General features: G+C 70.7%; 17 protein-coding genes and 1 pseudogene. 4 read left to right on the forward strand and 14 right to left on the reverse strand.

The window, feature by feature from the left end; genetic code table 11:
• Positions 1-67: 67 nt before the first annotated feature.
• The 5 genes from tmk to BL254_RS02760 all read right to left on the reverse strand — a co-directional run bounded on the left by tmk (position 68) and on the right by BL254_RS02760 (position 10,834).
• A complete protein-coding gene (gene tmk / locus BL254_RS02740) occupies positions 68-2,848 on the reverse strand; it encodes a dTMP kinase (protein WP_254857741.1) in 2,781 nt (926 codons plus the stop codon).
• Entirely contained in the window at positions 2,848-5,874 is a 3,027-nt protein-coding gene (gene topA / locus BL254_RS02745; RefSeq protein WP_076842421.1) for a type I DNA topoisomerase, read from the reverse strand. Before topA ends, tmk begins: the two co-directional genes overlap by 1 nt.
• A 734-nt stretch (positions 5,875-6,608) precedes the next feature.
• Complete coding sequence (locus BL254_RS02750) at positions 6,609-8,984, reverse strand: sodium-translocating pyrophosphatase (RefSeq protein WP_076842422.1); 2,376 nt, start codon at positions 8,982-8,984, stop codon at positions 6,609-6,611.
• 639 nt (positions 8,985-9,623) lie between these two features.
• A complete protein-coding gene (locus tag BL254_RS28915; protein WP_047222100.1) occupies positions 9,624-10,322 on the reverse strand; it encodes an ATP-binding protein in 699 nt (232 codons plus the stop codon).
• 170 nt (positions 10,323-10,492) lie between these two features.
• Entirely contained in the window at positions 10,493-10,834 is a 342-nt protein-coding gene (locus BL254_RS02760; RefSeq protein ID WP_076842423.1) for an anti-sigma factor antagonist, read from the reverse strand.
• 260 nt (positions 10,835-11,094) lie between these two features.
• On the opposite strand from BL254_RS02760, the gene BL254_RS02765 reads away from it, so the two are divergent.
• Together BL254_RS02765 and BL254_RS28920 are read left to right on the forward strand one after the other, a co-directional pair.
• The gene (locus BL254_RS02765) at positions 11,095-13,776 is read left to right on the forward strand and encodes a DEAD/DEAH box helicase (RefSeq protein ID WP_083730784.1); all 2,682 of its coding nucleotides are present in this window, start codon (positions 11,095-11,097) and stop codon (positions 13,774-13,776) included.
• Between the two features lie 90 nt (positions 13,777-13,866).
• On the forward strand, positions 13,867-13,989 hold the full coding sequence (locus tag BL254_RS28920) for a hypothetical protein (RefSeq protein ID WP_256386218.1): 123 nt from the start codon (positions 13,867-13,869) through the stop codon (positions 13,987-13,989).
• On the opposite strand, the pseudogene BL254_RS29225 reads toward BL254_RS28920, so the two are convergent.
• From BL254_RS29225 to BL254_RS02805, 8 genes and pseudogenes are all read right to left on the reverse strand, one after another.
• Positions 13,957-14,334 (reverse strand): annotated as a pseudogene (locus BL254_RS29225) (Rv3654c family TadE-like protein); the annotation flags it as partial. The gene BL254_RS28920 and the pseudogene BL254_RS29225 overlap by 33 nt on opposite strands.
• Before the next feature lie 22 nt (positions 14,335-14,356).
• Positions 14,357-14,794, reverse strand: a complete 438-nt coding sequence (locus tag BL254_RS02775; protein ID WP_052914380.1) for a TadE family type IV pilus minor pilin — start codon at positions 14,792-14,794, stop codon at positions 14,357-14,359.
• 16 nt (positions 14,795-14,810) lie between these two features.
• A complete protein-coding gene (locus BL254_RS28925; RefSeq protein ID WP_371389861.1) occupies positions 14,811-15,125 on the reverse strand; it encodes a DUF4244 domain-containing protein in 315 nt (104 codons plus the stop codon).
• A 346-nt stretch (positions 15,126-15,471) separates the two neighbouring features.
• A complete protein-coding gene (locus tag BL254_RS02785; RefSeq protein ID WP_175648270.1) occupies positions 15,472-16,182 on the reverse strand; it encodes a type II secretion system F family protein in 711 nt (236 codons plus the stop codon).
• Positions 16,183-16,517: 335 nt separating this feature from the next.
• Positions 16,518-17,324: a type II secretion system F family protein gene (locus BL254_RS02790; RefSeq protein WP_139342152.1), complete on the reverse strand. Its 807-nt coding sequence runs from the start codon at positions 17,322-17,324 to the stop codon at positions 16,518-16,520.
• Between the two features lie 224 nt (positions 17,325-17,548).
• Positions 17,549-18,961, reverse strand: a complete 1,413-nt coding sequence (locus tag BL254_RS02795) for a TadA family conjugal transfer-associated ATPase (protein ID WP_076842426.1) — start codon at positions 18,959-18,961, stop codon at positions 17,549-17,551.
• Positions 18,958-20,073: a septum site-determining protein Ssd gene (ssd, locus tag BL254_RS02800; protein WP_047222097.1), complete on the reverse strand. Its 1,116-nt coding sequence runs from the start codon at positions 20,071-20,073 to the stop codon at positions 18,958-18,960. Before ssd ends, BL254_RS02795 begins: the two co-directional genes overlap by 4 nt.
• Before the next feature lie 529 nt (positions 20,074-20,602).
• Entirely contained in the window at positions 20,603-21,784 is a 1,182-nt protein-coding gene (locus BL254_RS02805; protein WP_076842427.1) for a hypothetical protein, read from the reverse strand.
• Between the two features lie 589 nt (positions 21,785-22,373).
• Between BL254_RS02805 and BL254_RS02810 the strand changes: the two genes are divergently transcribed.
• The gene (locus BL254_RS02810) at positions 22,374-22,868 is read left to right on the forward strand and encodes a phage holin family protein (protein WP_047222094.1); all 495 of its coding nucleotides are present in this window, start codon (positions 22,374-22,376) and stop codon (positions 22,866-22,868) included.
• 178 nt (positions 22,869-23,046) lie between these two features.
• Positions 23,047-23,961: an alpha/beta fold hydrolase gene (locus BL254_RS02815; protein ID WP_047222093.1), complete on the forward strand. Its 915-nt coding sequence runs from the start codon at positions 23,047-23,049 to the stop codon at positions 23,959-23,961.
• 63 nt (positions 23,962-24,024) lie between these two features.
• Here BL254_RS02815 and BL254_RS02820 read toward each other — a convergent pair whose 3' ends face one another.
• Positions 24,025-25,209, reverse strand: a complete 1,185-nt coding sequence (locus BL254_RS02820; RefSeq protein WP_076842428.1) for a MarP family serine protease — start codon at positions 25,207-25,209, stop codon at positions 24,025-24,027.
• Between the last annotated feature and the right edge of the window lie 20 nt (positions 25,210-25,229).

Below are 25,229 nucleotides of genomic sequence, written 5' to 3' on the forward strand. Positions count from 1 at the left end.
CCACGGTGGGTCGACACCGGGGCACGACAGCGGCGGGGCAGCCGGGAAGCGGCGGAGAGGGCTTTGATCACCTTGCGGATCGTCCGGAGGCCGTGGGCAGGTTGTCCGGTACCCAGGCTGCCTCGGGATCGTCCGTCGGGCCGGTGGCCTCGGTCCCGGTTCTGGTTCCGGACACGGGCGGCTCGCTTCTCTCCGTCCCCCTGGCCAGATCGCTCGGAGCGGCGTGATCAGCGGAGCCGACCGGGCCGGCGGGGTCGACCGGGCCGGCGGGGTCGACCGGGCCGGCGGGGTCGACCGGGCTGACTGAGTCGGCCGGGCCAGGTGCCGGCGAGATCGTGGCACTGTCCGGGGACGCGCGCGTGTGCGTGGGGCGATCGGGCGATGCGGGACGGTCGGGCGGTGCGGGACGGTCAGGCGGCGTGGGACGCACGGGCACCGCGGCGGGTGGCTCCTCGGACGCGCTGTCGGACGTCGCCTGCGGACGGGGAGCGCCCGGGCCGTCGTCCTCGCCCCGGCGTAGATACCCGGTGACGACGTTACGGATCTGGTTGTGCACGGCGTCCGGCGAGCGGTCCGCGTCGAGGACGACGTACCGGTCCGGTGTGCGCTCGGCGAGCTGGCGGAAGCCGTCCCGGACGCGCTCGTGGAACGACAGCTCCTCGGCCTCGATCCGGTCGATGCCGGGCGCCTTGGCACCGGGCGTACTGGYACCGGACGCCTTGGCGCCGGAGACGTCGACGCCGGGGGTCGAGCCGTCGCGGTCCTTGCCGGCCGCCTGCCGGGAGGGAACCGCATCGTGACGGGAGGAAGGCGAGGAGCCGTCACGGCCTGGCGCGCCGCCACGATCGCGATCCGTGGGGCGCTCGCGGTGGGAACCGTTCCCGCTCGCGCGGGCCCGCGCCCGGGCGAGCCCGGTCCGCGCGGGGATGTCGAGCAGGATCGTGACGTCCGGGAGCAGCGACCGGGTGGCCCACCGCGACAGCATGGCGATGTCGTCCGCGCCGAGCTGGCGCCCGGAGCCCTGGTAGGCGATGGAGGAGTCGATGAACCGGTCGCTGACGACGATCGCGCCGCGGGCCAGCGCTGGCTCGATCACCCGGGAGACGTGTTCGGCGCGGTCCGCGGCGTACAACAGCGCCTCGGTACGGGGGTGCAGCCGCGCGGCCGGGTCCAGCAGCAGCTCCCGCAGTTTCACGCCCAGCGCCGTCCCGCCGGGCTCCCTGGTCACGACGACCTCACGGCCGGACGACGCCAGCCACGATCGCAGCCGCTCCACCTGGGTGGACTTGCCGGAGCCCTCACCGCCCTCGAGCGCGATGAACAGGCCGGCGTGGCGAGGCCGTTCGGGTGCCGCGCGCCGCCCCAGCAGGGCGTTCCACAGCTCCGGCAGAACCGCGACACCCTTGCGCTCGTCCATCTGCCGGTAGGCGAACAGGCCGACGGCCACCGCGAGCAGACCGCCGCTGAGCAGGACGATCGTGACACCGTCGGTGCGCACCCGCAGGTGACCCCACAGATCAAGGTGATGCGAGCCGATGAGCCCGACCAGACCGGGCGCCACGGCCAGCACCAGGAGCAGATCGACGCGGACCAGGGACTGCACCAGCGCGAAGGTCCGTCCGCGCAGCTCGTCGCTCACCCCTGCCTGCAACAGCGTGTAACCGGTGACCCAGGCGATGCCGGCGAACGCGCCCACGAAAACGACCAGGACGCAGGCCAGCACGAGGTTGGGGACGACGGCGACCAGCAGCATGGTCACGCCGGCGGCGGTGACGCTCAGGCCGAACAGACGGGAACGGCTGTAGTCGCCGAGCACCCGCGGCCCGAGTGCCATGCCGGCGGCGAGCCCGACGAACACCGCGCYGAACAGGACACCGTAGGCGGAGTCCCCGCCGCCGAGAATCTGGACGTAGAGCCGGCCGAGCGCCACCACGCACCCCGCACCGGCGAAACCGCCAAGGATCCCGACGACCAGGCCGCGGACCATCCTGTCCCGGCCGACGAACCGCAGGCCTTCGGCGATCGACGACCAGAGGCCCGGGTTCGCCTCGGCGTCGAGGCGGTTGGCCCGGCCGATACCGCGCAACCCGAAGATCACCACCGCTGACACCAGGAACGTCCCGGCGTTGAAGTACAACGCGAGATCGAGCGGGGAGGTCCTGAAGAACGACACGCTGGAGCCGAGCGCGCGCGACAGGGTGGCCAACAGCGAGAAGATCGCGGCGCCCAGCGGCGCCGAACCGTACGTGGTGATCAGACTCAGGGTGTTCGCCGTCGCGAGCCGCTGCACGGGCACCAGGTTCGGCACGCTGGCGTCCTTGGCCGGGTTCCAGAACAGGCTGACGCACTCGATCAGCAGAGACGCGATCAGCAGCCACGCCAGCGTCCCTACCAGGGGGATGGAGACGAACAGCCCGAACCGCAGGACGTCCGCGACGACCATCGTCAGCCTGCGGTCGAGCCGGTCGGCGACGACCCCGGCGAACGGCCCGAAGATCAGCGCTGGCAGCAGCCGGACGATCAGGACGGAGCCGATCGCGTACGCCTTCTCCGAGAAACCGGCCTGCAGGGAGCTGGCCAGCGCGGTCGTGGCGAGCAGGCCCATCCAGTCGCCGAGGCTGGACAGCGTCAGCGCCAGCCACAGCCGCCGGAACTGCGGTATCCGCAGGACCGCGCGGATGTCCCCCTCGGTACTGCGGTGGGAGTCGGCGGAGCCAGCCGGTGGCGACGGGACCGTCACGACCGGTGGACTACCAGGGGGCCGGTTGGACCACGCCCGCCCGCCCGCCGACGCCGTCGAGGCCGGTGGCCGCGGCGGGTTGTGAGCGTCATCCCCCGGAAGACCCATCAGCCCGTCCGTCGTGGGCGCGGCGACGAGGTGCCCGGCGTACCGCCGCCGTCCGTCCCCGTCGCCGTCCCTGTCCCTGTCGCCGTGGCCGGCTGCGCGGACGTCTTCCTGGTCGTCGTCTTCTTGGCCGTGGACTGCCTGGTGGTCTTGGCGGCCGCCGGCTGCTTGGCCGGCTGCGCCGCCCGCCGCCTGGGTGTTGCCGGGCCGCGGGCCCGCTTCTCCGCGAGCATCTCGGCCGCCCGTTCCACGGTGAGGGACGCGACGTCGTCGCCCTTGCGCAGGCTCGCGTTGGTCGTGCCGTCGGTGACGTAGGGTCCGAACCGGCCTTCCCGCAGCACCATGGGGGCGCCCGTGGCGGGATCGGGGCCGAGCTCACGCAGCGGTGGGGTCTCGGCGGCCCGCCGACGGCCTCGCGTCTTGGGCTGCGCGATCAGCGCCAGCGCCTCGTCCAGCGTCACCGTGAACAGTCGCTCCTCCGACTCCAGCGAGCGGCTTTCCGAACCCTTCTTGACGTAGGGCCCGTACCGGCCGTTCTGGGCGGTCACCTCCTCCCCATCCTCGGCGACTCCCAGCGATCGGGGAAGGGTGAGCAGTTTGAGGGCGTCGGCGAGGGTGAGGGTCTCCGGTGTCATTGTGCCCAGCAGGCTCGCCCGGCGCGGCGGATCGTCGTCGGTCGACACGTACGGGCCGAAACGCCCCACCTTGAGGGCGATCGTCGCGCCGCTGTCCGGGTCGGTGCCCAGCGACCGTTCCTCGCTGGGCGCGCCGACCAGCGCCAGCGCCCTGTCCACGGTGAGCTCGTCGGGCGGCAGGTCCTCCGGGACGCTCGCCCGTTCGTCACCGTGCTGGACGTACGGGCCGTAGCGGCCGACCCGGATCACCACGGGCTGGTCGTCCGGCGCCGCCCCCAGCGGGATCGAGTTGACCTCGCGGGCGTCGATCTCGCCGAGCCGCTCGTTGACCAGGTGCTTGAGCCCGCCGGCGCGGGCGACCCCGCCCTCCTGGCCGGCGTCCGAGCCGAAGTAGAACCGGGTGAGCCAGTCGATCGAYGCCGCCGTGCCTGCGGCGATGTCGTCCAGGTCGTCCTCCATCGACGCGGTGAACCGGTAGTCGACCAGCCGTCCGAAGTGCTCCTCGAGGAGACCGACCACGGCGAACGCGACAAAACTGGGGATCAGCGCGCTGCCCTTCTTCCACACGTACCCGCGGGCCTGGATCGTCCCGATGATCGACGCGTAGGTGGACGGGCGGCCGATGCCGAGTTCCTCCAGCGTCTTGACCAGGCTCGCCTCGGTGAAGCGCGGCGGCGGGTTGGTCGTGTGCCCGCGCGGGTTGAGCTCCCGGGTGGTCAGGGCGTCGCCTTCGCGGACGTCCGGCAGCCGTCGCTCCCGGTCGTCCAGTTCGGCGTCGGGATCGTCCGCGCCCTCGACGTAGGCACGCAGGAAACCGGGGAAGGTGATCACCTTTCCCGAGGCCGAGAACTCGGCGTCCTCCCCGGCGCTGGAGACGCCGCCGATCCGGATGGTCGCGGACGTGCCGCGGGCGTCGGCCATCTGGCTGGCGACCGTGCGCCGCCAGATCAGCTCGTACAGGCGGTAGCCGTCGGCGTCGGCCAGCGTCTCGCGTACCTCGCCCGGCGTGCGGAACTGCTCCCCGGCCGGGCGGATCGCCTCGTGCGCCTCCTGGGCGTTCTTGACCTTCTTCGTGTAGATGCGGGGGCGGTCGGGGACGTACTCGGCCCCGTAGAGGGCGCGGGCCTGCTCGCGGGCGGCTGCGAGCGCGGTCTCGGACAGGTTCGTCGAGTCCGTCCGCATATAGGTGATGTAGCCGTTCTCGTACAGCTTCTGCGCCACCTGCATCGTCCGCTGGCTGGAGAAGTGCAGCTTGCGGCTGGCCTCCTGCTGCAGGGTGGAGGTCATGAACGGCGCGTAGGGGGAGCGGCGGTACGGCTTGGTCTCCACCGAGCGGACCGCGAACGCGCTGTCGGCGAGCCGGCCGGCCAGGGCGTGCGCGGCATCCTCGTCGAGCCGGACGGCGTCGGCGGAGGTGAGCTGCCCCGAGGAGTCGAAGTCGCGTCCGGTGGCCAGCCGCCGGCCGTCGAGCGCGACCAGGTTCGCCGGCAGCGGTGTGGCGTCGGCCCGGCCGTCGCTGGCGTCCCGGCCGGCCAGCAGACCGAAGACGCCTTCGATGTTCCAGTACTCGGCCGAGGTGAAACGCATCCGGGCACGTTCGCGCTCCACCAGGATACGGGTCGCCACGCTCTGTACCCGGCCCGCCGACAGCTTCGGCATGACCTTCTTCCACAGCACGGGGCTGACCTCGTAGCCGTAGAGCCGGTCGAGGATGCGCCGGGTCTCCTGCGCGTCGACAAGGTGCTCGTCGATCTCACGGGTGTTGTCCACCGCCCGCCGGATCGCCTGCTCGGTGATCTCGTGGAAGACCATCCGCCTCACCGGCACCGTCGGCTTCAGCGTCTGCAGCAGATGCCAGGCGATGGCCTCGCCCTCGCGGTCCTCGTCTGTCGCCAGGTAGAGCTCGCTGGCTTCCTTCGCCAGCGCCTTGAGCTTGCTGACCTGGGACTTCTTGTCGGGAGTGACCACGTAGAGCGGCTTGAAGCCGTTGTCGACGTCCACTCCCAGACGGGCCCACGGCTTGCCCTTGTGGGCGTCGGGAACGTCGGCGGCGCTCTGCGGCAGATCCCGGATGTGTCCGATGCTGGACTCGACCCGCCAGCCGGAGCCGAGATACCCGGCAATGGTCTTCGCCTTGGCCGGCGACTCGACGATCACGAGTCGGACGCCGGTACCGCTCGCGGCCGGCGCTGACGTGCCGGTACGGCTACCACGGGTGGCGGCGCGCGCGGTACGCGTGGTGCGCCCGCGGGGCACGGCGCCGTTGCCGGCCGTGACGGCATCCGTATCGGGCCCGGCAGCGACGTCACCGGCTGTGGGCTCGACGACCGGCGTCGATGGCCCGGCGCTTGACCGGCGCGTCCCGCTGTTTGTCGACTTCGTGCGCSGGGGCACTTCTCTCCTCGTTGCAGGGGGCAGTTCGGTTTCGGCGTTGCGGCCTACGTGCGTTGCAGCCTGTATATGTTTGCAGCCCGTATATCCCGTATATGTTGCGCCCGGTGTGGGTTGTGGCGTGCGTGGCGGGTGGTGAACGGTGCGGATGGGCCGGCCGCCGGTGCGAGAACCTCCCCCCGGGACACCCGTCGCGGCGCGCCTCGGGCGGTGGTCCTCCTGCCGACAGTAGGTCGGCGCGTACCGGTGTGTCAGCTCCCGGTCCGCGATCCATCCGGTGTCCGCTCACGGACACCGGAGCAGACCGTACGCCGTGTCGCGCCCGCGGGCGCACCCACGCCCGGCCGGCCGGGGCCGGGAGAAGCGGCCGTGCGTCAGATCAGGCACTCTGCGTCACCAGCATCGTGTCAGCGTCGTCGTGCCACCGGCGTTGTGTCACCAGTGTCGTGTCACCAGCGTCATGTCACTGGCGTCGTGTCACTGGCGTCGTGTCACTGGCGTCGTGTCACTGGCAGCGCGTCTCCGACAGCACCATGACCGGCACGGACGTCATCGGCGGCCGGTGGCGTCGGCATGCCGACGCCGTCACCGTAGAGCGAAAGGGATCGCTGACGCTGTTTGTTCCTTCCGGCGCTCCTTCCGGGTCTCCTCGTGGGCGGCTCCGGCCCCGGGCAGCCGAGCCCGCCTGCCCGGGGCCGGACGGGTAGCGGCAGGGTGACCGGTCATCGGCAGCGCTGTCACACGCCGGCCTTCGTCCTGCCGGCCGGGCGCTGTTCGGCTACCGGAGGCGCGACGGTGAGCGCGGAGGCCCGCCGCCTGGAGTAGACGATCACGGCGATGATCGCCGCGACGGCCACAAGTGCTATCGCTATCCGTAGCGGTGTGTTTTCGTCGTCACCGACCGAGTACTTCACCACCGAAGGCGCGATCAAGAGGCTGACCAGGTTCATCACCTTGATCAAAGGGTTGATCGACGGCCCGGCGGTGTCCTTGAAGGGGTCACCGACGGTGTCCCCGATGACGGTCGCCGCATGTGTGTCCGACCCTTTGCCGCCGTAGTTGCCGTCCTCGACGAGTTTCTTCGCGTTGTCCCAGGCGCCACCGGAGTTGGCGAGGAAGACCGCCATGAGGACGCCGCCGGCGATCGCCCCGGCAAGGTAGGCACCCAGCGGCGGGTAGCCCAGCCCGAAACCGACCGCGATCGGAGCGAGAACCGCCAGCGTCCCCGGGGTGATCAGTTCCCGCAGTGAGTCACGGGTGCAGATGTCGACGACGGCGCCGTAGTCGGGTCGTTCCGTCCCATCCATGATGCCGGGCTTCGTCCGGAACTGGTTGCGTACCTCGAGCACGACCCGACCGGCGGCGCGACCGACCGCGTTGATCGCGAGCCCGGAGAACAGGAACACGACCGCCGCGCCGATGACCAGCCCGACCAGGGCGTCGGGATAGGCGATGTCGAGCGTGCGCGACGACGCCACGGTTCGGCCGGCGTCGACGAGCGCCTCGTTCACCGCGTCCGTGAACGACCCGAACAGGGCGGTGGCGGCCAGCACCGCGGTGGCGATCGCGATACCCTTCGTGATCGCCTTGGTGGTGTTCCCGACGGCGTCGAGGGAGGTGAGGATCGCGGCCCCGGTCTTGGCGCCGGTCGCTTCCGCACCGCCTGCCACGTCGGTCGTTCCGGTGTCGCCGGACATCTCGGCGATGCCCTGGGCGTTGTCGCTGACCGGCCCGAAAGTGTCCATCGAGACGATGACGCCGACCGTCGTCAGCAGACCGGTGCMGGCCAGCGCCACGGCGAACAGCGCGACGGTGACGCTCCCGGACCCGAGCAGGTACGCGCCGAAGACGGCCGCGCTGATGAGCAACGCCGAGTAGACAGCCGATTCCAGGCCGACCCCGATGCCGGAGAGGATGTTGGTTGCGGGGCCGGTGGTGGACGCTTTCACGATGTCCTGGACCGGCCTGCGGCTGGTCTCGGTGAAGTAGCCGGTGAGCAGCTGGATCGCCGCGGCCAGCACGATGCCGATCAGAACCGCGGTGATCGCGATGAACCGTGGGTCACCGCTCTGGGTACTGTCCGCCATCCCGGGGAATCCGGAGAAACTGCTGGGAAGGTAGACGAGCGAGACGATGACGACCCMGACGGCAGAGATCACCGCGGACAGGAAGAACCCCCGGTTGATCGCTGCCATGYCGTTGCGGTCACCGGTGCGCGGCGCGACCGAGAGAATACCGACAATCGCGGTGAGCACGCCGACGGCCGGGATCAGCAGCGGGAAGATCAGCCCGTTCTCGCCGAACGCCTTCACGCCGAGGATCAGCGCGGCCACCAGCGTCACGGCATAGGACTCGAACAGGTCCGCGGCCATCCCGGCGCAGTCTCCGACATTGTCCCCGACGTTGTCGGCGATGGTGGCCGCATTGCGCGGATCGTCCTCGGGAATACCCTGTTCGATCTTGCCGACGAGGTCGGCGCCGACGTCCGCGGCCTTGGTGAAGATGCCGCCGCCGACTCGCATGAACATCGCAAGCAGCGCAGCGCCGAACCCGAACCCCTCCAGGACCTGCGGGGCTGTGTCCCGGAAGGCGAGTACCACGACCGCCGCGCCGAGCAGGCCCAGGCCGACGGTGAACATTCCCACCACACCCCCGGTGCGGAAGGCGATCCGCATGGCGGCGCGTTCCCCGACCCGGATGGCCGCGGCTGCGGTCCGGGAGTTCGCCCGGGTGGCCAGCGACATGCCGACGAAGCCCACCAGCGCGGAGAAGACGGCTCCGAGGACGAAGAAGAGCGACCGGCCGACCCGGGAGGCGGTGGACTCCGCGGGCAGCAGCAGCAGAACGAACGGGATCACTAGCACGAAACCGGCCACCGTGGTGAACTGCCGGCGTAGGTAGGCTGYGGCTCCTTCCTGGACGGCGCGGGCGACCTCGACCATTCGTGGGCTTCCCTGGTCGGCCGCGAGCACCTCGCGGACCAGATAGCCGGCCACCACCAGCGCCAGCGCCGCCACGGCCGCCACCCCGGCGACCAACCCGATCTGACCTGCGCCAAGTTCGATGGCAGCGCCGCCGGGATTCGTACCCGCCGCGGCTTGGATCAGGACCATGGGCCCTCCCGGTCAGGTCTGTGCACCCTCCGCGTCCACCCCGTGCCGGTTGCGGGAGCCGGCGGGCGAGCACGGCCGGACATCGCATCTGACGACGTCGTCGAGGTTGCCGCTGCGGCGTGGGAGGACGYCAAGTCGGCGCGGGCCGGCGAAGCGGGTGCGACGCCGGCATGACTGCCGGCTGGGACGGATCCGGGCTACCGCCCGTCCCGCCGTCGCGCCATCGTGCGGCGACCAACGCGTTGGCCCGCGTTCTCCCGATTCTCCGTTCGGTACCACGGGGAGCACTCCAGACATCGCGCACGCGGTCTGATCGACCGAGTGATGCGGCAGTCTATCCACACGGCCGTAACATGCGCTCGTTCTTTCGTTGACAAGGTCCGGTAAAAATTGTGCTTTGAGGGATTTACCGTGGATGCTCGGTGTCCTTGTTCATCTCGATGGCCGGCTTTCGRCCCATTCCGTCCGTGTCGTCCTGTCCGGGCTGGCGTACAGGTGTCGACACATCGGTGTTGACGCGGCGGCTGACGTGTTCGGTACCGACGCGTCAGCGGCGACGTGCCGGCTGCGATGGCCCGCGTGCGGCCGCCGCCGGGCGACCGGGACGGCATCGGCGCCAGCGTGCTGGCTGCGTGCTGTCTAGAGAGCCATGACCGGTGCGGCTGGTTTCCCCTCCAACGGCTCCGTCGCCCAGCGCATCGTGACGATCATGCCGGTCCGGTCGGTCCGCGTGGTGATGGTGAAGTCGTCGACCAGGCCTTCGATCAGGGCGAGACCGAGTCCCGGGGCTGCCGGGGAGCACGGCTCCTCCTCGTCCGGCCGCCAGATGCCGTTTCCGGATGCGACCGGGCTGACAACCGTGGGCTCGGCGACGACCGGCTGGGCGGCCAGCGGCTGGGCAGCCAGTGGGTCGGCAACCATCGGCTCGGCTGCCGCCGGCCCGGCGACGGTGGGTGGGGAGAGGGAGAGGGAAGGGGAAGCCGCGTTGGTCAGCGTGTGACGACTGTCGGGTGATCCGGGCGTGTCGGCCCGCCCACGGCCGTTCAGGGGTGAGACGTCGCGTCTTGTGGGCGGAACATCGCGTTCCCGCGGCCCGCGGTCGGCCACCGACACCGTGAACGCACCATCGCCGTCACTGACCCGGACGATCACGGGAGCCTGTGGGTCGAACCGGCGGTTGACGCTGACGGCTCGGGCACATGCCTCGCCGACCGCAAGTTTGATCTCGTCAAGGATCTCCTCCGGCACGCCCGAACGCCGGCTGACCGCGGCTGCGATCATCCGGGCCGTTCGGACGTGTCCGGGAAGAGCCGCGAAGCGCAACTCGACGGTGGACATACGTCGATGACCTGTCTCTCGATGGAACTGACCATCCGGCGACCCATGGGCCTGAGCCTGTCGGATCCTCCGGATCGGCTTCCAGGCCCTCCGCGCCGATCCGGTGGGAACCTCGGATACGGCAGGAGCCCTGGGCGTGATCGAATCACGATCGCGCTGCCTTTGGTCCTTCAGTCCTTGGCTGCGAGTGCTTCTTCGACGGACGCGTGGATCGGGAAGACCTTCGTCAGACCGGTGATCYGGAAGATTTTCAGTATCCGTTCCTGGGTGCAGACTAGCCGCAGCGTCCCCTCGTGCGCCCGGACTCGCTTGAGGCCGCCGACAAGTACCCCGAGGCCGGTCGAGTCGAGGAACTCGACCCCTTCCATGTCGACGACGAGATGGTACGAACCGCCTGATACGAGATCGATCAGTTGTTCCCGCAGCTTCGGGGCGGTGTAGACGTCAATCTCGCCGCCTACGACGACGATCGTGAAGTCCCCTTCCGTGCGGGTAGTGAGGGACAGGTCCACAGGTCCTCCTTGCGTCTGCTTCACAGCCGTCCGGCCGGACGGCCGACATCACGGCGGCACTACCCTCCCACGCCCGGATCAATCCGGCTCGCCGCGACACAGCAGGCTACCCATGCGCCGCAGGGGTTCGTAGCCACGGCCCCGGTGGCGCCCGGTTCGTGCCTCGCCGGCCGCCGCACCCCGCGACCGCCCGTCGGAGGCGGGCGAATCCTGCGGGGACCAGGGCATCCGTCCGGCATCCTCGCCTACGCTGGGCCACCGTGGGCACAACCTCGGTCCGGGCCAGCGCACCAGAGCCGGGTGCGCCGGATCGTGGTGCGGCTGTTCTCGACCGGCTGCGGGCAGACGCCCGTCGTAGCTGTTGCATCACACATGTGCAGCGTGTCCCCGCCAGAGCCGGCAGCCGGGAGCCCTGGCCCGCCTGGGCGGATTCCGTACTCGTTTCCCGGCTGCGCGCCGCCGGTATCGACGCACCGTGGACACACCAGGCGCGTGCCGCCGAACATGCTCACGCCGGCCGCAGCGTGGTGCTCGCGACAGGCACGGCGTCGGGTAAGTCGCTGGGATACCTCATGCCGGTGCTCAGCGTCCTGCTGGCCGAACCGCCCGCTCGCGCGCTCTATCTCGCTCCCACCAAGGCACTGGCCAACGACCAGCTCCGCGCGGTTCGCGCGCTCACGCTGACAGGGGTGCGCGCCGCCACGTACGACGGCGACACGCCGGCGTACGAACGCGACTGGGTCCGTGCCCACGCCACGTTCGTGCTGACCAACCCCGACATGCTGCATCGGGGCATACTGCCTTCTCATCGGCGGTGGACCACCTTTCTCCGGGGCCTTCGGTACGTGGTGGTCGACGAGTGCCACGGTTATCGGGGTGTCTTTGGTTCCCACGTCGCGCACGTCCTGCGGAGGCTAYGGCGGGTGTGCGCCCGGTACGGTTCGGCGCCGGTGTTCATCCTGGCCTCGGCAACGGTGTCGGAGCCGGCGAATGCCGCCGGCCGCCTGACCGGGCTCGACGTGCGGGCGGTCGAGGAGGACGCCTCCCCGAGAGGCGCGATGAGCTTCGCACTGTACGAACCACCCCTGTCGTATCCATGGCAGGCACATGCGTGGCAGACGTCCTCCTCGTTCGGCTCCTCGCCCGAACCATCGGTCCCGCCATCCGAACCATCGGCCCGGCCACCGTCGGCTCCGCCGTATCCCGGCCCGGCCGTTTCCAGGCCGCTCTCCGCCGGAGCGGCCGTATCCGACCCGTTCCCCGCCGATCCGACCACCTCTGACCCGGTTTCCGCCGACCTGGTTTCCGCCGGGCCTGCCGCCCGCGCGGAAACGGAGCCCACATCGCTCCAACCGGCGAAGTCCCAACCAGCGGAAACATCGACTGGATGGGCATCGGGGGCGCCCGTGGCCGTCGAGGCGCAGCCACCGGACCCCCCGGTTCACGGCCCTGGCGGCACACCGGTCCGTCGCTCGGCGACCGCCGAGGCAGCGGACCTGCTCGCGGATCTTGTGGCCGATGGCGTGCGCACGCTCGTGTTCGTGCGGTCGCGCAGGGGCGCGGAAGTGATCGCGCAGTCGGCGCGCAGGGCGTTGTCCGAGGTGTCGGCGGACCTCGTGGAGCGGGTTGCGGCCTACCGCGCGGGCTACCTGCCCGAAGAACGCCGGGCGTTGGAAGCGGACCTGAGGTCGGGGCGGCTGCTCGGCGTCGCCGCGACGAACGCGCTCGAACTGGGTGTCGACATCACCGGGCTGGACGTGACCGTGATCACCGGCTATCCGGGCACGCTGGCCTCGCTCTGGCAGCAGGCCGGCCGGGCCGGTCGAGACGGCGCGGGAGCTCTCGCCGTCATGGTCGCCCGGGACGATCCTCTCGACACGTATCTCGTGCATCATCCCGAGGCCGTGTTCGGCCGGCCGGTCGAGGCGACCGTGCTCGATCCCGACAATCCCTACGTGCTTGGCCCGCATCTGGAGTGCGCGGCCGCGGAACTGCCGCTGACCGAGGACGATCTCGATCTTTTCGGGCCGCTGGCTCGTCCCACGGTCGACGACCTGGTACGCCGCGGCCGGCTGAGGCGACGGCCCGCGGGCTGGTACTGGACGCACCGCCACCGCCCGGAGGTGGACATCCGCGGTGTCGGCGGACCGCCGGTACGGATCGTCGAGGCGTCCACTGGCCGTCTGCTCGGCACGGTGGACGCCGCCACGTCGCACTCGACGGTGCACCGCGGCGCCGTCTACCTGCATCAGGGCGGCTCCTACCTGGTCCTCGAGTTCGATCTGGACGCGGCGGTCGCGCTCGTGGAGGCAGCCACACCGGACTGGACGACGGTGGCCCGGGAGGACACCGACATCCGGGTGGTGGAGTCGATCCGCTCCCGTATCGCCGGCGATGTCGAGCTCCACCTGGGAACGGTCGAAGTCAGCAGCCAGGTGGTGTCCTACCAGCGGCGTCAGACCGGCAGCGGACGAGTGATCGGTGATGAGGCGCTGGATCTTCCCGCGCGGCATCTGCGCACGCGGGCGGTCTGGTACACGGTGGCCGAGGGGCTGCTGGCCGAGGCGGAGATCGACGATGACGCCGTCCCCGGTGCCGTCCACGCGGCCGAGCACGCGGCGATCGGCATCCTCCCGTTGTTCGCGACCTGCGACCGGTGGGACATCGGGGGAGTGTCGACCGCGCTGCATCCGGACACCTCCCTCACCACGGTGTTCGTCTATGACGGCTATCCGGGCGGCGCGGGTTTCGCCGAGCGCGGCTTTCTGCGTGGCGGGCCGTGGCTGCGTGCGACCCGGGACGTGATAGCGGCCTGCGAGTGCGTGGCCGGCTGCCCGTCGTGCGTGCAGTCGCCGAAGTGCGGGAACGGCAACGAGCCCCTGGACAAGCCGGCCGCCCGCCGGCTGCTCGACGCCGTTCTGTGCCGGCTCGATCCGAGCTGATCGAACAGCCGGTGAGCGCATCGGCACCGTGGGGATGGCGGCCGCCGACGGGACCCACGATGCGCCTTCCGTACCGTGGCTTCCTTCRTCGTGGCTTCCCCCGCTGGAGACGCTGTTCGTCGGGCCGGCGCGGGCCCTGGCGACGAGCGGCCCGAGGGCGGCGAGCGCTCCCGGGAGTTCGACGGCCACCGCGACCTCGACGGTGTCCTCTGAGATCGTGCACGACAGGAGGCGGCCGTGGTTCGCAAGCCCGATGGCGCGCGCCCGCCCGCACATGACGGCCGGATCGCCAGAGGAATCACCCGCGGCCGCGAGCGCCGCCATGTCTGCCGCGCCCGCGGCCCGCCCGCGGCAGACAGCGGTTGCCGAGACCGCCAGAACAACGCCGGTGAACGTCCCCAGAACCAGAAACGTGGAAAGTGTGAGTATGGTGGCCGAACCTGCGTCCGTAATACCGGAGGCGTGCTGTGCGTCTATGCTGCCAGACAGCCGAAGAGTGCTTCCGGAGGGCTTGTTGGCTTGGTGTGAAAATATTTTCTGCAACCATTTGTGACGCATATTCAAAATTTCTTTTCTGTGTTCACTGACTGCTGGTTGTGAAGTCCTGTGTGATGTTTTCCGCTGCCTCCGCGGGTGCGGTGGAGGACATGGTGATCTCGATCGGAGGAGCAAGTCCTGCCAGTACCCCGGTGGCCCGGGCCTGAAATCTGACCTGGACGATGACGGAATCCATGGCATGGCTGACGGAAATCGTGGAGCCCTGGGGAGCAGCCCGCCCGGCCCAGGTGCGGACCATTTCGTCGGTTTCTCCGCGGGCGGCGGCCCGGGCGCCGATGCGCGCCGCTTCCGCACACCGCGCCTGCACCGACACGGCGCTGACGACCCAGATCGCGATCAGCAGGACAAGGATCAGGGACGGTATCGCGACCGCCAGTTCGGCTGTTGCCTGGCCGCCGTCGGAGGTTCTTCGCCCTCGGTCGCGGCTCGTGCCACGACCGAGGATCCGCAGGCCACACACTGGCTCGGCCCGCCTGTCAGAAGGGGACGGACAGCGCCTGCTTGACCAGGTTGGCAAGCATCGTCCTGGTCGCCGAACTGTTGATCACCGCATACAGGACGGCGGCGAACCCGACCGCGGCGACCRTGCCGACCGCGTACTCGGCGGTCGACATTCCCGCGTCGTTCYTTCTGTCGGACCGGGCCGTGGCCGACACCGCCCGGGTGCTGGTCAGCTGCCGGCGCGAGGTATCGGTCGTCGACCGCGTGAACGCTACGATCAGCAGTATCGTCCACCGGATGACGAGAGAATGTATGACGGGAGGCATTCTCGATGATCGGGGCGGGGTCATGGCAGGCGGCCTCCAGTTCGGTTACCGGCATGCGGTGGATGCCAGCTCGTAGGCGGGGCAGGGAGCTTCGCTTTCCTTGATGATGGGGCGTTGACAGCGATTCTGGCGAGAGCGGATGCCGTCCTGTGGAAAACCCGCTGTTGTCCACAGGCCAGCCGGCTGCCACTTGCCTGATACGAGAGCAGTAGTGTTCTGGGGTCGGACAGGAGCGGGTTGGTTGCGGCAGTCGTCTCTTCGGCTTCGTTCCTGCCCTTTCTTGTGGTTGGCCTCGGAAGTTTTTCGAGGCCCGGGCGGCCTGCGCGAGCGGAGCAGCGGCGGCCTGGTGACACGGCCATCGGAGCAATGGTCATGGCAGTGTCAGGGCCGAGCCGGCTCCCATCACGACCGGTACGACCCCGAGCGCGACGAAGGCGGGCAGGAAACACAGGCCGAGTGGTGCCACGGCGGTGACTCCCGCCCGGCGAGCCGCGGTCAACGCGCGTTCCTGCCGTCTGGCGCGGGTCTGGTCCGCCAGCCGTCCCAGGGCCGCGGCCAGGCGGGCGCCGGACTCCTCGCTGCGGTGCAGCGCCCGTGCGAACGCCGCGATCTCGTGGGCCTCCGCCGTGGCCGTCGGTCGGCCGAAACCGCCCGGGGCGGGCCCGGCCGGGACGAGCCTGGTYCACCGTTTCGCCGCAGGCCTCGAGGAACTCGGCTCGGGGYCGAGCAGCCGGCCGCAGGCTTCCGCCATGGACGCACCGAGACGCAGGCTGCGGCTGACCATGCCCAGTTCCGCTCCGAGCGGGCCGCCGACAGCGCTGGCCACGATGTCCAGAGCTGCCACGATGGGCGCACCAGCAGTCAGGCAGGCCGCGATCAGGTCGAGAGCCAGCGGCAGATCCTCGACGAGACGTGCCTGCCGGCGCTGGGCGTCCCGATCCGGTATGGAGGCCAGCAGACGGGCCGCGATCATGCCCACGATGATCCCGACGGTCACGCCCACCGGGACGGGCAGGATCACAGCGGGCCCGAGGCCGGCTGCCGCGCTGAAAGCGGCTCGTCGCAGAGTCGATCCGCTCACGTTCGGACGCCATCCACCGGTCATGTGCCCACCGGCTGTCAGACCTGTGGACGTACGGCCGGTGYCCACCGCCCCCGCGTCCGCTGCCCGCTGTTCGAGGGAGCACCGCATCGATACGGCGGTCGTACCGGAAAGCGGGCGGAAGGTGGCGACACGACGTCGTACATGGTCACGTGGTGTCGTTGTTCCTGTCAGCCAGGATGCTGACGCCATACACAGTGTGGCAACGGTGAGCAGGATCTCACGGTGGGAGAAGGCCAGCGTTCCGGCGGTGAGCGCGAGMGAGGTGTGCGGCGGCCCGTCGACGATCGACGGCTGCCGCGGCGGTTGGACAGTCATCGGGACGGCCCTTGTGGTGGTTGGGAGTAAGCGGCTTCCTTGCGATCGCGCATTCCTGCGTCGCGGTTATCGGCCACCTCGGTGAGCCGGTTGATCCAGGCCAGACCGGCGAGGTCGAGCGCCAGACCGACGACCAGACAGAGCGCCCCGGCCCGAGTACCCAGAAGAACCGTCAGCGGCGAGACACCGAGCAGCACGCCAAGCGCGATCCCGGCGACGGGCAGGGACGCGACCAGCCGCCCGGAGGCCCGCGGCCCGGCGAGCGCCGTGGCGACCTCGCCGTCCCGCTCACGCTCGGCACGCACGACGGCGGCGAGCCTGTTCGCCAGCGGAGCCAACGGGATACCGGCGTGCTGGCTCACCCGCCATGCGGCCGCAAGCTGACGCAACGTCGACGCTTCACACGCCGCGAGCGCGACGGCCGGGTCCGTCCGGCGGGCGAGCGCGATGCGCAGCGCCAGCGGGTCGTGCATGCGTCCGCCCCTGCCGGCCGCACTCCGGCGGCCGTGACCAGGCGCGACAGGTTCGCCGGATGCGCCGGGTTCGCAGGGTCTGCCCGCCTCGCTGGCAGCGTCGTCGACGGCCGCCCGCAGGGCTTCGTCGGGCCGCCGGCCGGCCTCGAGCTCGGTGGCGAGCGCAGCGATGATCTCCTCCGCGCCTGCCCGCTGCCTACCGCGCCACCGTCGGTCCGCGGCGCGCCGCAGAGCCCGTCGGAACGTCACGGCGCAGACGACGCCCGTGCCGGCGGCCACCGGGCCCACAAGCACACCGACAACGGCCGTCCCCACCAGCGCGACCGCCACGGACAGCCAGGATCGGCCGGCCAGCCGGGTAACCGATCGTGTCAGTCGGTGACCCGGCGCGTTCGGGGCGCGGCCTGACGTATCACCGGTTCCGCGGCCCTGCCGGGTCCGCTCCGGCCGTGTCGTGGCCGCCACACGGACCCGGGGCAGGCGTCGCCCGATCGGCCCGGCGGCCAGTGCCGCGGCACCGGCGCAGCAGCCGGCGGCAAGTGCCACGGCCAGCATCACCGACCGCCGGTGGCGGCGCGGAGCAGGTCGGGGCGCGGCCCGCCACGCTCGGCGAGCATCCGGTCGAGAATCTGCGCCCCGGCCCCGCCCACGACGACCTGGGAAGCGTCCAGGTAACTGCCTTCGTCTCCGCGGCCGTGGCCGTTCCCAGCCTCTCGAGGGCCACGTGACGGCGGACGCCGACGTAGGCGCAGAGCGTCCAGGACATGCACAAGCCCGCTCTGGTCGCGGAAGAGCACGCCGATCTCGCTCAACCGGCGAATTCCGTCATGATCCCGCCTGATGTGGACGATGGCCTGCACCGCCGAGGCGAGCTGGCTGTGCAGGGCCGCCCGGTCCAGGCCCGCGAGCGCGGCAAGCGCCTCCATCCGGGCCGGCAGATCGGCCGCCGCGTTTGCGTGCACCGTGCTCAGCCCGCCCTCGTGGCCGGTGTTGAGCGCGACCAGGAGATCCACGACCTCGGCGCCACGGACCTCACCGACGACGATCCGATCAGGCCGCATCCGCAGTGCCTGACGTACCAGATCCCGCAGGTCGATACCGCCCGCACCCTCGATGTTCGGCGGCCGGGACTCCAGACGGACGGCGTGCGCCAGGTCCACGACGAGCTCGGCGGTGTCCTCCACGATCACGACTCGGTCGGCGGGGTCGACCCGCCCCAGCAGCGCGCCCATCATGGTCGTCTTGCCCGAACCGGTGCCGCCGGTGACCAGGGTGGCCAGCCGGCCCCGCACGAGCGCGTCCAGCACCTCGGCCATAGCGGGGGCGGCCGTACCGGTCGATACGAGATCTTCCAGGGTGAACGGACGCGGTCGCGGGATCCGCAGGGACAGGCAGGTACCTGTGACCGCGACAGGCGCGAGCACGGCGTGCAGGCGGGTGCCGTCGCCGAGGCGCGCGTCGGTGAACGGGGTCGCGGCGTCCAGGCGCCGGCCGGTCGCGGCGGCCAGCCGGACGGCGAGCCGGCGTACCGCGTCGTCGTCGGGGAAGGTGATCCCGCACCGTTGGAGGCCGCTGCCGCGGTCCACCCAGACCTCCGCCGGCCCGTTGACCAGGACGTCGGTGACGAAGGGGTCGGCCAGCAGCGGCTCGAGCGGGCCGGCGCCGACAAGCTCGGACTCCAGCGACCGGTAGAGATCCAGCGAGTCACCGTCGGCGGGGCCGGTTTCGGCTCGGACAGCCGCCGCGATGCGTGCGGGCGTCATCGCGCCATCGGAGTCGACCAGCCGCCGACGGATCCCGGCCAGCAGATCTTCGTCGGGGCGCGGGGTGTCCGCGGCGCCGGCGGGGATGGCGGCCGGTGGTGCTGAGGAGTGTTCCGGTCCCCTCCGCTGGCCGGTGGCGTGATCGTGGGAGCGGTGCGGCTCGGCCCCGGGCGCGGAGCGCTCGGCGGCGGAACGCCCGTTCACGCTGCCACGTCCGAACGGGCCAGGCCGAGGTCGTCGAGGATCTGGCCGCTGACCCGGGCCAGCGAGCTGCGGCGCCGGCCGCCCGGCGGTTCGCCCCGTTCCAGCCCGGAGGCGAGACCCTGGTCGTGTCGCAGAATCCCGGCCACCGGCAGCCCGAGCGCGTCGGAGACGACGTCGGCCTGCAGTCTGGCCGGACCTGGCAGCCGCACGACCACGCGAACGTCGGCGCAGTACCGGTTGACCGTGTCGCACACCCGGCCGGCGGCGGCGACCGCGCGGACCTCGGCCGGCACGACCACGAGGATGAGCTCGGCCATCTGCATGGCCACGGCAGCGGTCAGGTCGGGAAACCGGGGAAGGTCGACCACCAGGAGATCGTTCCCGCGTCGGGCGCCGGTCAGGGCCGAGGTCATGACGGATGGTGTGATCGTCGTCTGGCTTGTCCTGTCCCAGGAGAGCACGGGGAGCTCTCCGAGGGAGGGCAGGGTCCCGGTCAGTGCCCGGCGTGGCAGCCGGCCGTGGGCGGACACCAGATCCGGCCAGCGCATCCCGGGCCGCTCCTCGATGCCGAGGGCGAGGTCGATGCCGCCGCCGAGCGGGTCGGCGTCCACCAGGACCGTGTCGCAGCCACGGCGCAGGGACGCGAGAGTCAGCGCGATCGCGAGACTGGTGGCCCCCGCGCCGCCACGGCCGCCCACCACGCCGACCACGGTGCCGTACCGCTGGTCCGGCTCGGTGGCGTCGACGAAGATGCCGATCAGCCAGTCCTCCGCGTCGGGCAGGAAGGCGACGTGCTCGGCGCCGAGCCGGACGGCGGCCTCCCACACCCCGCCGTCGTCGAGGTCGGAGCTGACCAGCACGATGCCCGGCCGTCGGGGGAGCCCGAGCGCGACGCAGGACGGCACCCGGTCGGCCCCGACGAGGATGAGCGGGGCGCTGTTCCAGTACCGGCGGGCGAGGTCGGCGTCGGCGACGGCGTCCACGGTCACTCCGGCCGTCGCGGCGAGCCGTAGGAGATCGTCGAGCAGCGGCGGTTCGTCGGTGACGACCAGCGGCCGGGTGGTCGGCCCGGATTCGGGGGCGGGAATGGGAACGGGCGGTGCGGATGTCATGGCAGGGCCCTTCCGTCGTCGGGTGGCGGGAGCCGTCGGATAGCGGGAACGGACGTCCACCATGACGCACATCGGGCCTGTGGATACTTCGTTCTCCACAGGCCCTGGATATGTTTTAATAAAGGGTTTTTCGGATCGGAAATGATCGATCCACGCCCGAGGGCATCGGCAGCCCGCCGATGCCGATCCGCTAGTTTGTTGAGGCGGGCTGTCGGCTCGGTGGCCGGATCGTAGTAGGATTGTCACCGAGGCGAAGGCGTGGCTCGGGTACGACTTGGTGGCCCGAGTGCGGAAGAGCGAGCACGATGCCGCCGGCCTGGGAGTCGTCCGTAGCAGATGTCGCCTGATGCTGGGTGACCGTCCGGGCGCGGGGCCGTGTGATCGAACGTCTGGCAGGGGCGACCCGAGCTACGTAACTGTATGTAATTTACATTACTTTAAGCTATTTATGCTGGTCGCATGGTTGACCCAGGATTGATCATATTTTTCGATCAGGTAAGGAGGGCGCGGCCACGAGGCTCCGAGACTCTTAGTTCGCCCGGGCGACGGCCTCGCAGATGGCCAGGGATTCGCGGGCACCCAGCTCCAACGCGCGGGCATAATAAATGATCCACTGGCCGACGCCTTCGGCGCCCGCTCCGGCGTAAGCGCGGGCGGCTTCGGCRTAGGCGCCGGTGGGCGCATTACCGGAGGTCATATTACTGGTGGTTGTATCAGCGGTGGTCACGTCGCTGGTAGCTGTCGCGCTGGTGATGATCCTGCCGGATTCGACGTGGCCCACCTCCGTCGCGGTCACGGCTTTCGGGTCGAGACCACGGCTGATGAGTACCAGTCGTCCGGCGGCCCGGGCGATGATCCCGTCGAACGTGCCGAACGGGCGGATGGTCAGTAGTTCGCCTTCCACGATCGCGGCCACGATGATCGCCGGCGCGGAAGTCCGGGCCAACAACAGCTCGGTGAGTCCGCCCAGCCGCGCGGCGGTCTCGGCAGGCGAGGGTACTGGCCCCAGGCCGAGGGGGTCCGCCGGATCCACGGCGGTCGCGACACCCGTTCCCACGACGGGCGCTGCGGCGGGCGAGCCGCCGGAAATCACCTGGCCGGCGGAACCGGAAGCAGCCGGTCGACCGGCGCGGTCGACGTCCGTGGGTGAAGCGCCCGCGGGTGAGAGGTCCGCGGACGAGACGGGGCGCTCCCGTCCTCTTGGCCGTCCAAGATCGATGTCCGCGACGAGGCCGCGGGCGACAAGCACGTGCATCCGGGCGAGTGCCTGTCGCGGGGCTCGTTCCCAGGCGCCGCGCAGCGTCCCCAACTCGGCGTAAAGCCGGATCGCGCCGAGCGTGGCGTCGATGTCGAAAGTCCCGGTGGTGCCCGCCATGCCGCGGGAGGGTTCGTCGCCCGGCTGCCCGCCGGTCGCCTCGTTCCCGTCGTCGGCGGCGGCGGAGCCCTCAGCCGAAGCAGATCCGGACGCCGCTGGAAGAGCGCGATTCAGGTGCGCGCGCAGGGCCTCCAGCCCGACGTCGTGACCTTCCAGGGCCGCTGACGCCCGCGCGGCCCGCAGCGACACCTCGGTCGTCACCGCGGCGCTGCCGCGACGCATGACCCGGTGGCGCAGCAGGGCGTCGACGGACGACCGGGCCGCGGTGACCGCGTCGTGAACGCCCGGTAGGGCGGTGAGCAGGGCGAACGGATCCGACCCGAYGGCTGCGGTCATTGTCCGTACGCTACCGGGTCACCTCCGGACGGACATCCGGTCACGTACGGGCATGCTGCCGACCTACCGCGGGTCGCCAGCATGAGGCCGGTCCCGGCCAGGGGACGGATGGGGACGGGGACACAGGGCAGACGGAAACATCCGCCGGCCGGTTCCGGCCAGGGACGGATGGGCATGATCGTCGTCCGGTCGTCATGCCCGCCGGTGTCCATCAGGCCCGGTCGGGACGGCCCGAACCGGCCGGGTACGGGCATCACAACATATCCGGGCCGCGCGCTGACGCCGGACGCGGCAGACTGCGCAGAGAACGCTTCTGAAGCGAACGCTTCGGAAGCCCGGAGGCGGTACTGATCCCGGATGTCGCCGGCTCGGGAACCGCGGACCACAGGGAGGCCGACAGCCGTCTCGGATGTTCCGCAACCGTGCTTGACGACCATGGATGAGCGGTGGATGTGTTGGGCTGTTGCCATCGGGCACCATGTGGTGACCTGGACGCTGTCAGGCGGCCCGTGACGCTGTGCCCAGCGCCAAGCGGTAGCCGCGTCCATGTTCGGTGGAGGACAGCCCGTGCCCAGAAGGAGGATCAACGGTGCCGACCCCTACACAGGACCGCTCAACCGGTCGGGAGGCGACGCTCGGTGAGCTTGTCGCCGTCGCGACACGGGACATATCCCTACTCGTCCGACAGGAGATCAACCTGGCGAAGGCGGAGCTGTCGAAACAGGCCGTGTCCGCCGGGCTCGGTGCCGGGCTCCTGGCCGGCGCGGCCGGCCTCGGGTTCGGCGCGCTGATCGCGATCACGATCGGGCTTGGTGAGCTGTTCACCTGGGCCGGGGTGGAGCGTTTCTGGTCGTACTTCCTCACGGCCCTGCTCTTTGTGCTCATCGCATCCCTGTTGGCCCTGCTCGCGGCCACCCGTCTGAAGAAGCTGTCGCCCCCGGAGCGCACGCTGCAGACGGTCAGGGACGACATCGCGTGGCTGAAGCATCCGACGGCGATCACCCCCGGTGCGAACCACGCCAGCGCGCACCGCTCCGACGGGCACCCGCTCAGCCACCGGGAGGACACCGTCCCCGTTCGCTGAACCGCTCGTCGAGCCGGCTTGTCGGTCGAGCCGGTGAGTCGGCTCGTCAAAGGCGGACCGGTCGAAGGTGGGCCGGCCCGTCGAACCGGTCCGCTGACGCGTTCCAGCGGACATCCTGGGCCCACCTGGCACGGCGGGCATGCTGCCCCGAACCGGTCGTCTGTCATGCTGACGTGTGATGGAGGCTGCCGTTCCCGAACCCGGCGTCGTCCTTGTGGATGGCCCGTGGCGTCACCGTGACGTGTCCGCGAACGGCACCCGGCTGCACGTGGCCGAACTCGGCGAGGGCCCGCTGGTGCTGCTGCTGCACGGATTCCCCCAGTTCTGGTGGGGCTGGCGCCATCAGCTCACCGGGATCGCCGCCGCCGGCTACCGGGTGGTCGCCGCCGACCTGCGCGGCTACGGGGCCAGCGACAAGCCTCCGCGAGGCTACGACGCCTTCACCCTGTCCGACGACGTCGCCGGGCTGGTACGGGCCCTCGGTGAACGGGATGCTGTGATCGTCGGGCACGACTGGGGCGGCCTGGCCGGCTGGACGACCGCGGCGCTGTGCCCCCGGCTCGTGCGCGGGCTGGTGGTGCTGTCCATGCCGCATCCGCTGCGGACCCGGCACGAGATGCTGGCGGACCTGCGTGGGCAGGGTGTCGCCGGCCGGCATCTGATCACCTTCCAGCTGCCGTGGCGCCCGGAGCGGCTGCTGGTCGCCGACGACGCGGCCTATGTCGGTGAGGTGCTGCGGGCATGGGGCGGCCCGGGCTACCCCGACGCCGAGACGGAGGCCCGCTATCGGGAGGCGATCCGAATTCCAGGGGTCGCGCACAGCTCACTGGAGTACCACCGGTGGGTTTTCCGGTCGCTGTTCCGGCCGGACGGGGCCCGTTTCGCCGCCGCGTTGCGCCGCTCGGTGGCCGCCCCCACCCTGCAGCTGCACGGGCGCCTCGACAGGTTCATGCTCCCGTCCACCGCGCAGGGCTCAGGACGCTACGTCAGCGGTCGCTACGAGTGGAAGCTGCTGGACGGAGTCGGTCACTTCCTCCCGGAGGAGGCCCCGGACGTCGTCACCAACGAGATCCTCTCCTGGCTGACGCAGTGACGGGCTCTCCGTCCGGCCACAGCTTCGGGTCGGCCACAGCTTCGGGTCGGTCGCGGTTCCTGGTCAGTCACAGCTGCGGGTGCTGACGGCGGTGCTCGTGGCCTGACCGGCGGCGGCCAGGTCGTCCACCTCGGCGCTGGTCAGCACGTACCCGGTGTCCGAGTCGTTCGTGGCGGCGGCGAACACCACGCCGTAGACGGTGCCCTGTTCGGACAGCAACGGCCCACCGGAGTTGCCCGGCAGCACCTGCCCACGGACAGCGTAAATGTCACGCAGCACCGTGCCCTGGGAGTAGATGTTCGGGGCCCTGGCGGTCTGGCGGTTGCGGATGCGGGCCGGCGCGGTCGTGTACGGGCCGTCCTGGGGATATCCGGCGACGATCGCGTCGTCTCCAGCCCGGCCGGGCGGGTCGTTCTGGAAGGACAGCGGTGTCTGGCGCAGCCCGGGCACGTAGAGGACGGCGATGTCGGTGTCGGGGTCGAACACCACGACCCTGGCCGGCAGGGTGCTGTTGCCGACCTCGACCTGGGGTCGGGTCACCCCGGCGACAACGTGGGCGTTCGTCATCACCCGTTCCGTCGCGTAGACGAAACCGGTGCCTTCGACCCGCTTGGAACACGACGGCGCGATCCCGCGGATCTTCAGGATGCTGGCTGCCGCGGTCTGCACGGCCTGGGTGTTGTCGGCCGTGGTGTCGGGCGGTTCGATCGGCACGATCTGCCCCCCGCCGAGGCCGGCGAAGACCTCGGGGAAGCCGTTCTGGTCGACGAGTCTGCGCAGGTCGGCGAAGGCGTCGCGCACGGTGTTCGGCATGGCCGCGTCAACGGTCCGCAGGACTTCGGAGCGGCGGACGTGCTCGGCGAGGGTGGTGAACGGGGACCGGTCGACCGCCGTTGCCAGCAGCCATGCCACGAGCAGCACCGAGATACCGGAGAGCACCGCGCCGGCCACCGCGTCGACGGTCTGACCCGGCCGCCAGGTGAGCCTGTCGCGCAGGGCCGCGCCGAGCGCGGTGGCGGCGATCTGCCCGATCAGGGCGAGGCCGAGGACGACGAGAATGCCGACGATGGGGCCCTGCGACTCCGCATTGATCATTTCCGCGAACGGTGTCGCGATGTGCGCGCCGAGGACACYGCCGCCGAGGAACCCGATGAAGGACAGCGCCCCGACCACGAAGCCCTGCCGGTAGCCGGACACAGCAAAAATGATCACAGCGATGACCAGGACGAGGTCAAGAATGTCGAACATCTTCGGCTGCCCGGTATCCG

This window comes from Protofrankia sp. BMG5.30 (genome assembly GCF_001983005.1).
Lineage (GTDB): Bacteria > Actinomycetota > Actinomycetes > Frankiales > Frankiaceae > Protofrankia > Protofrankia coriariae.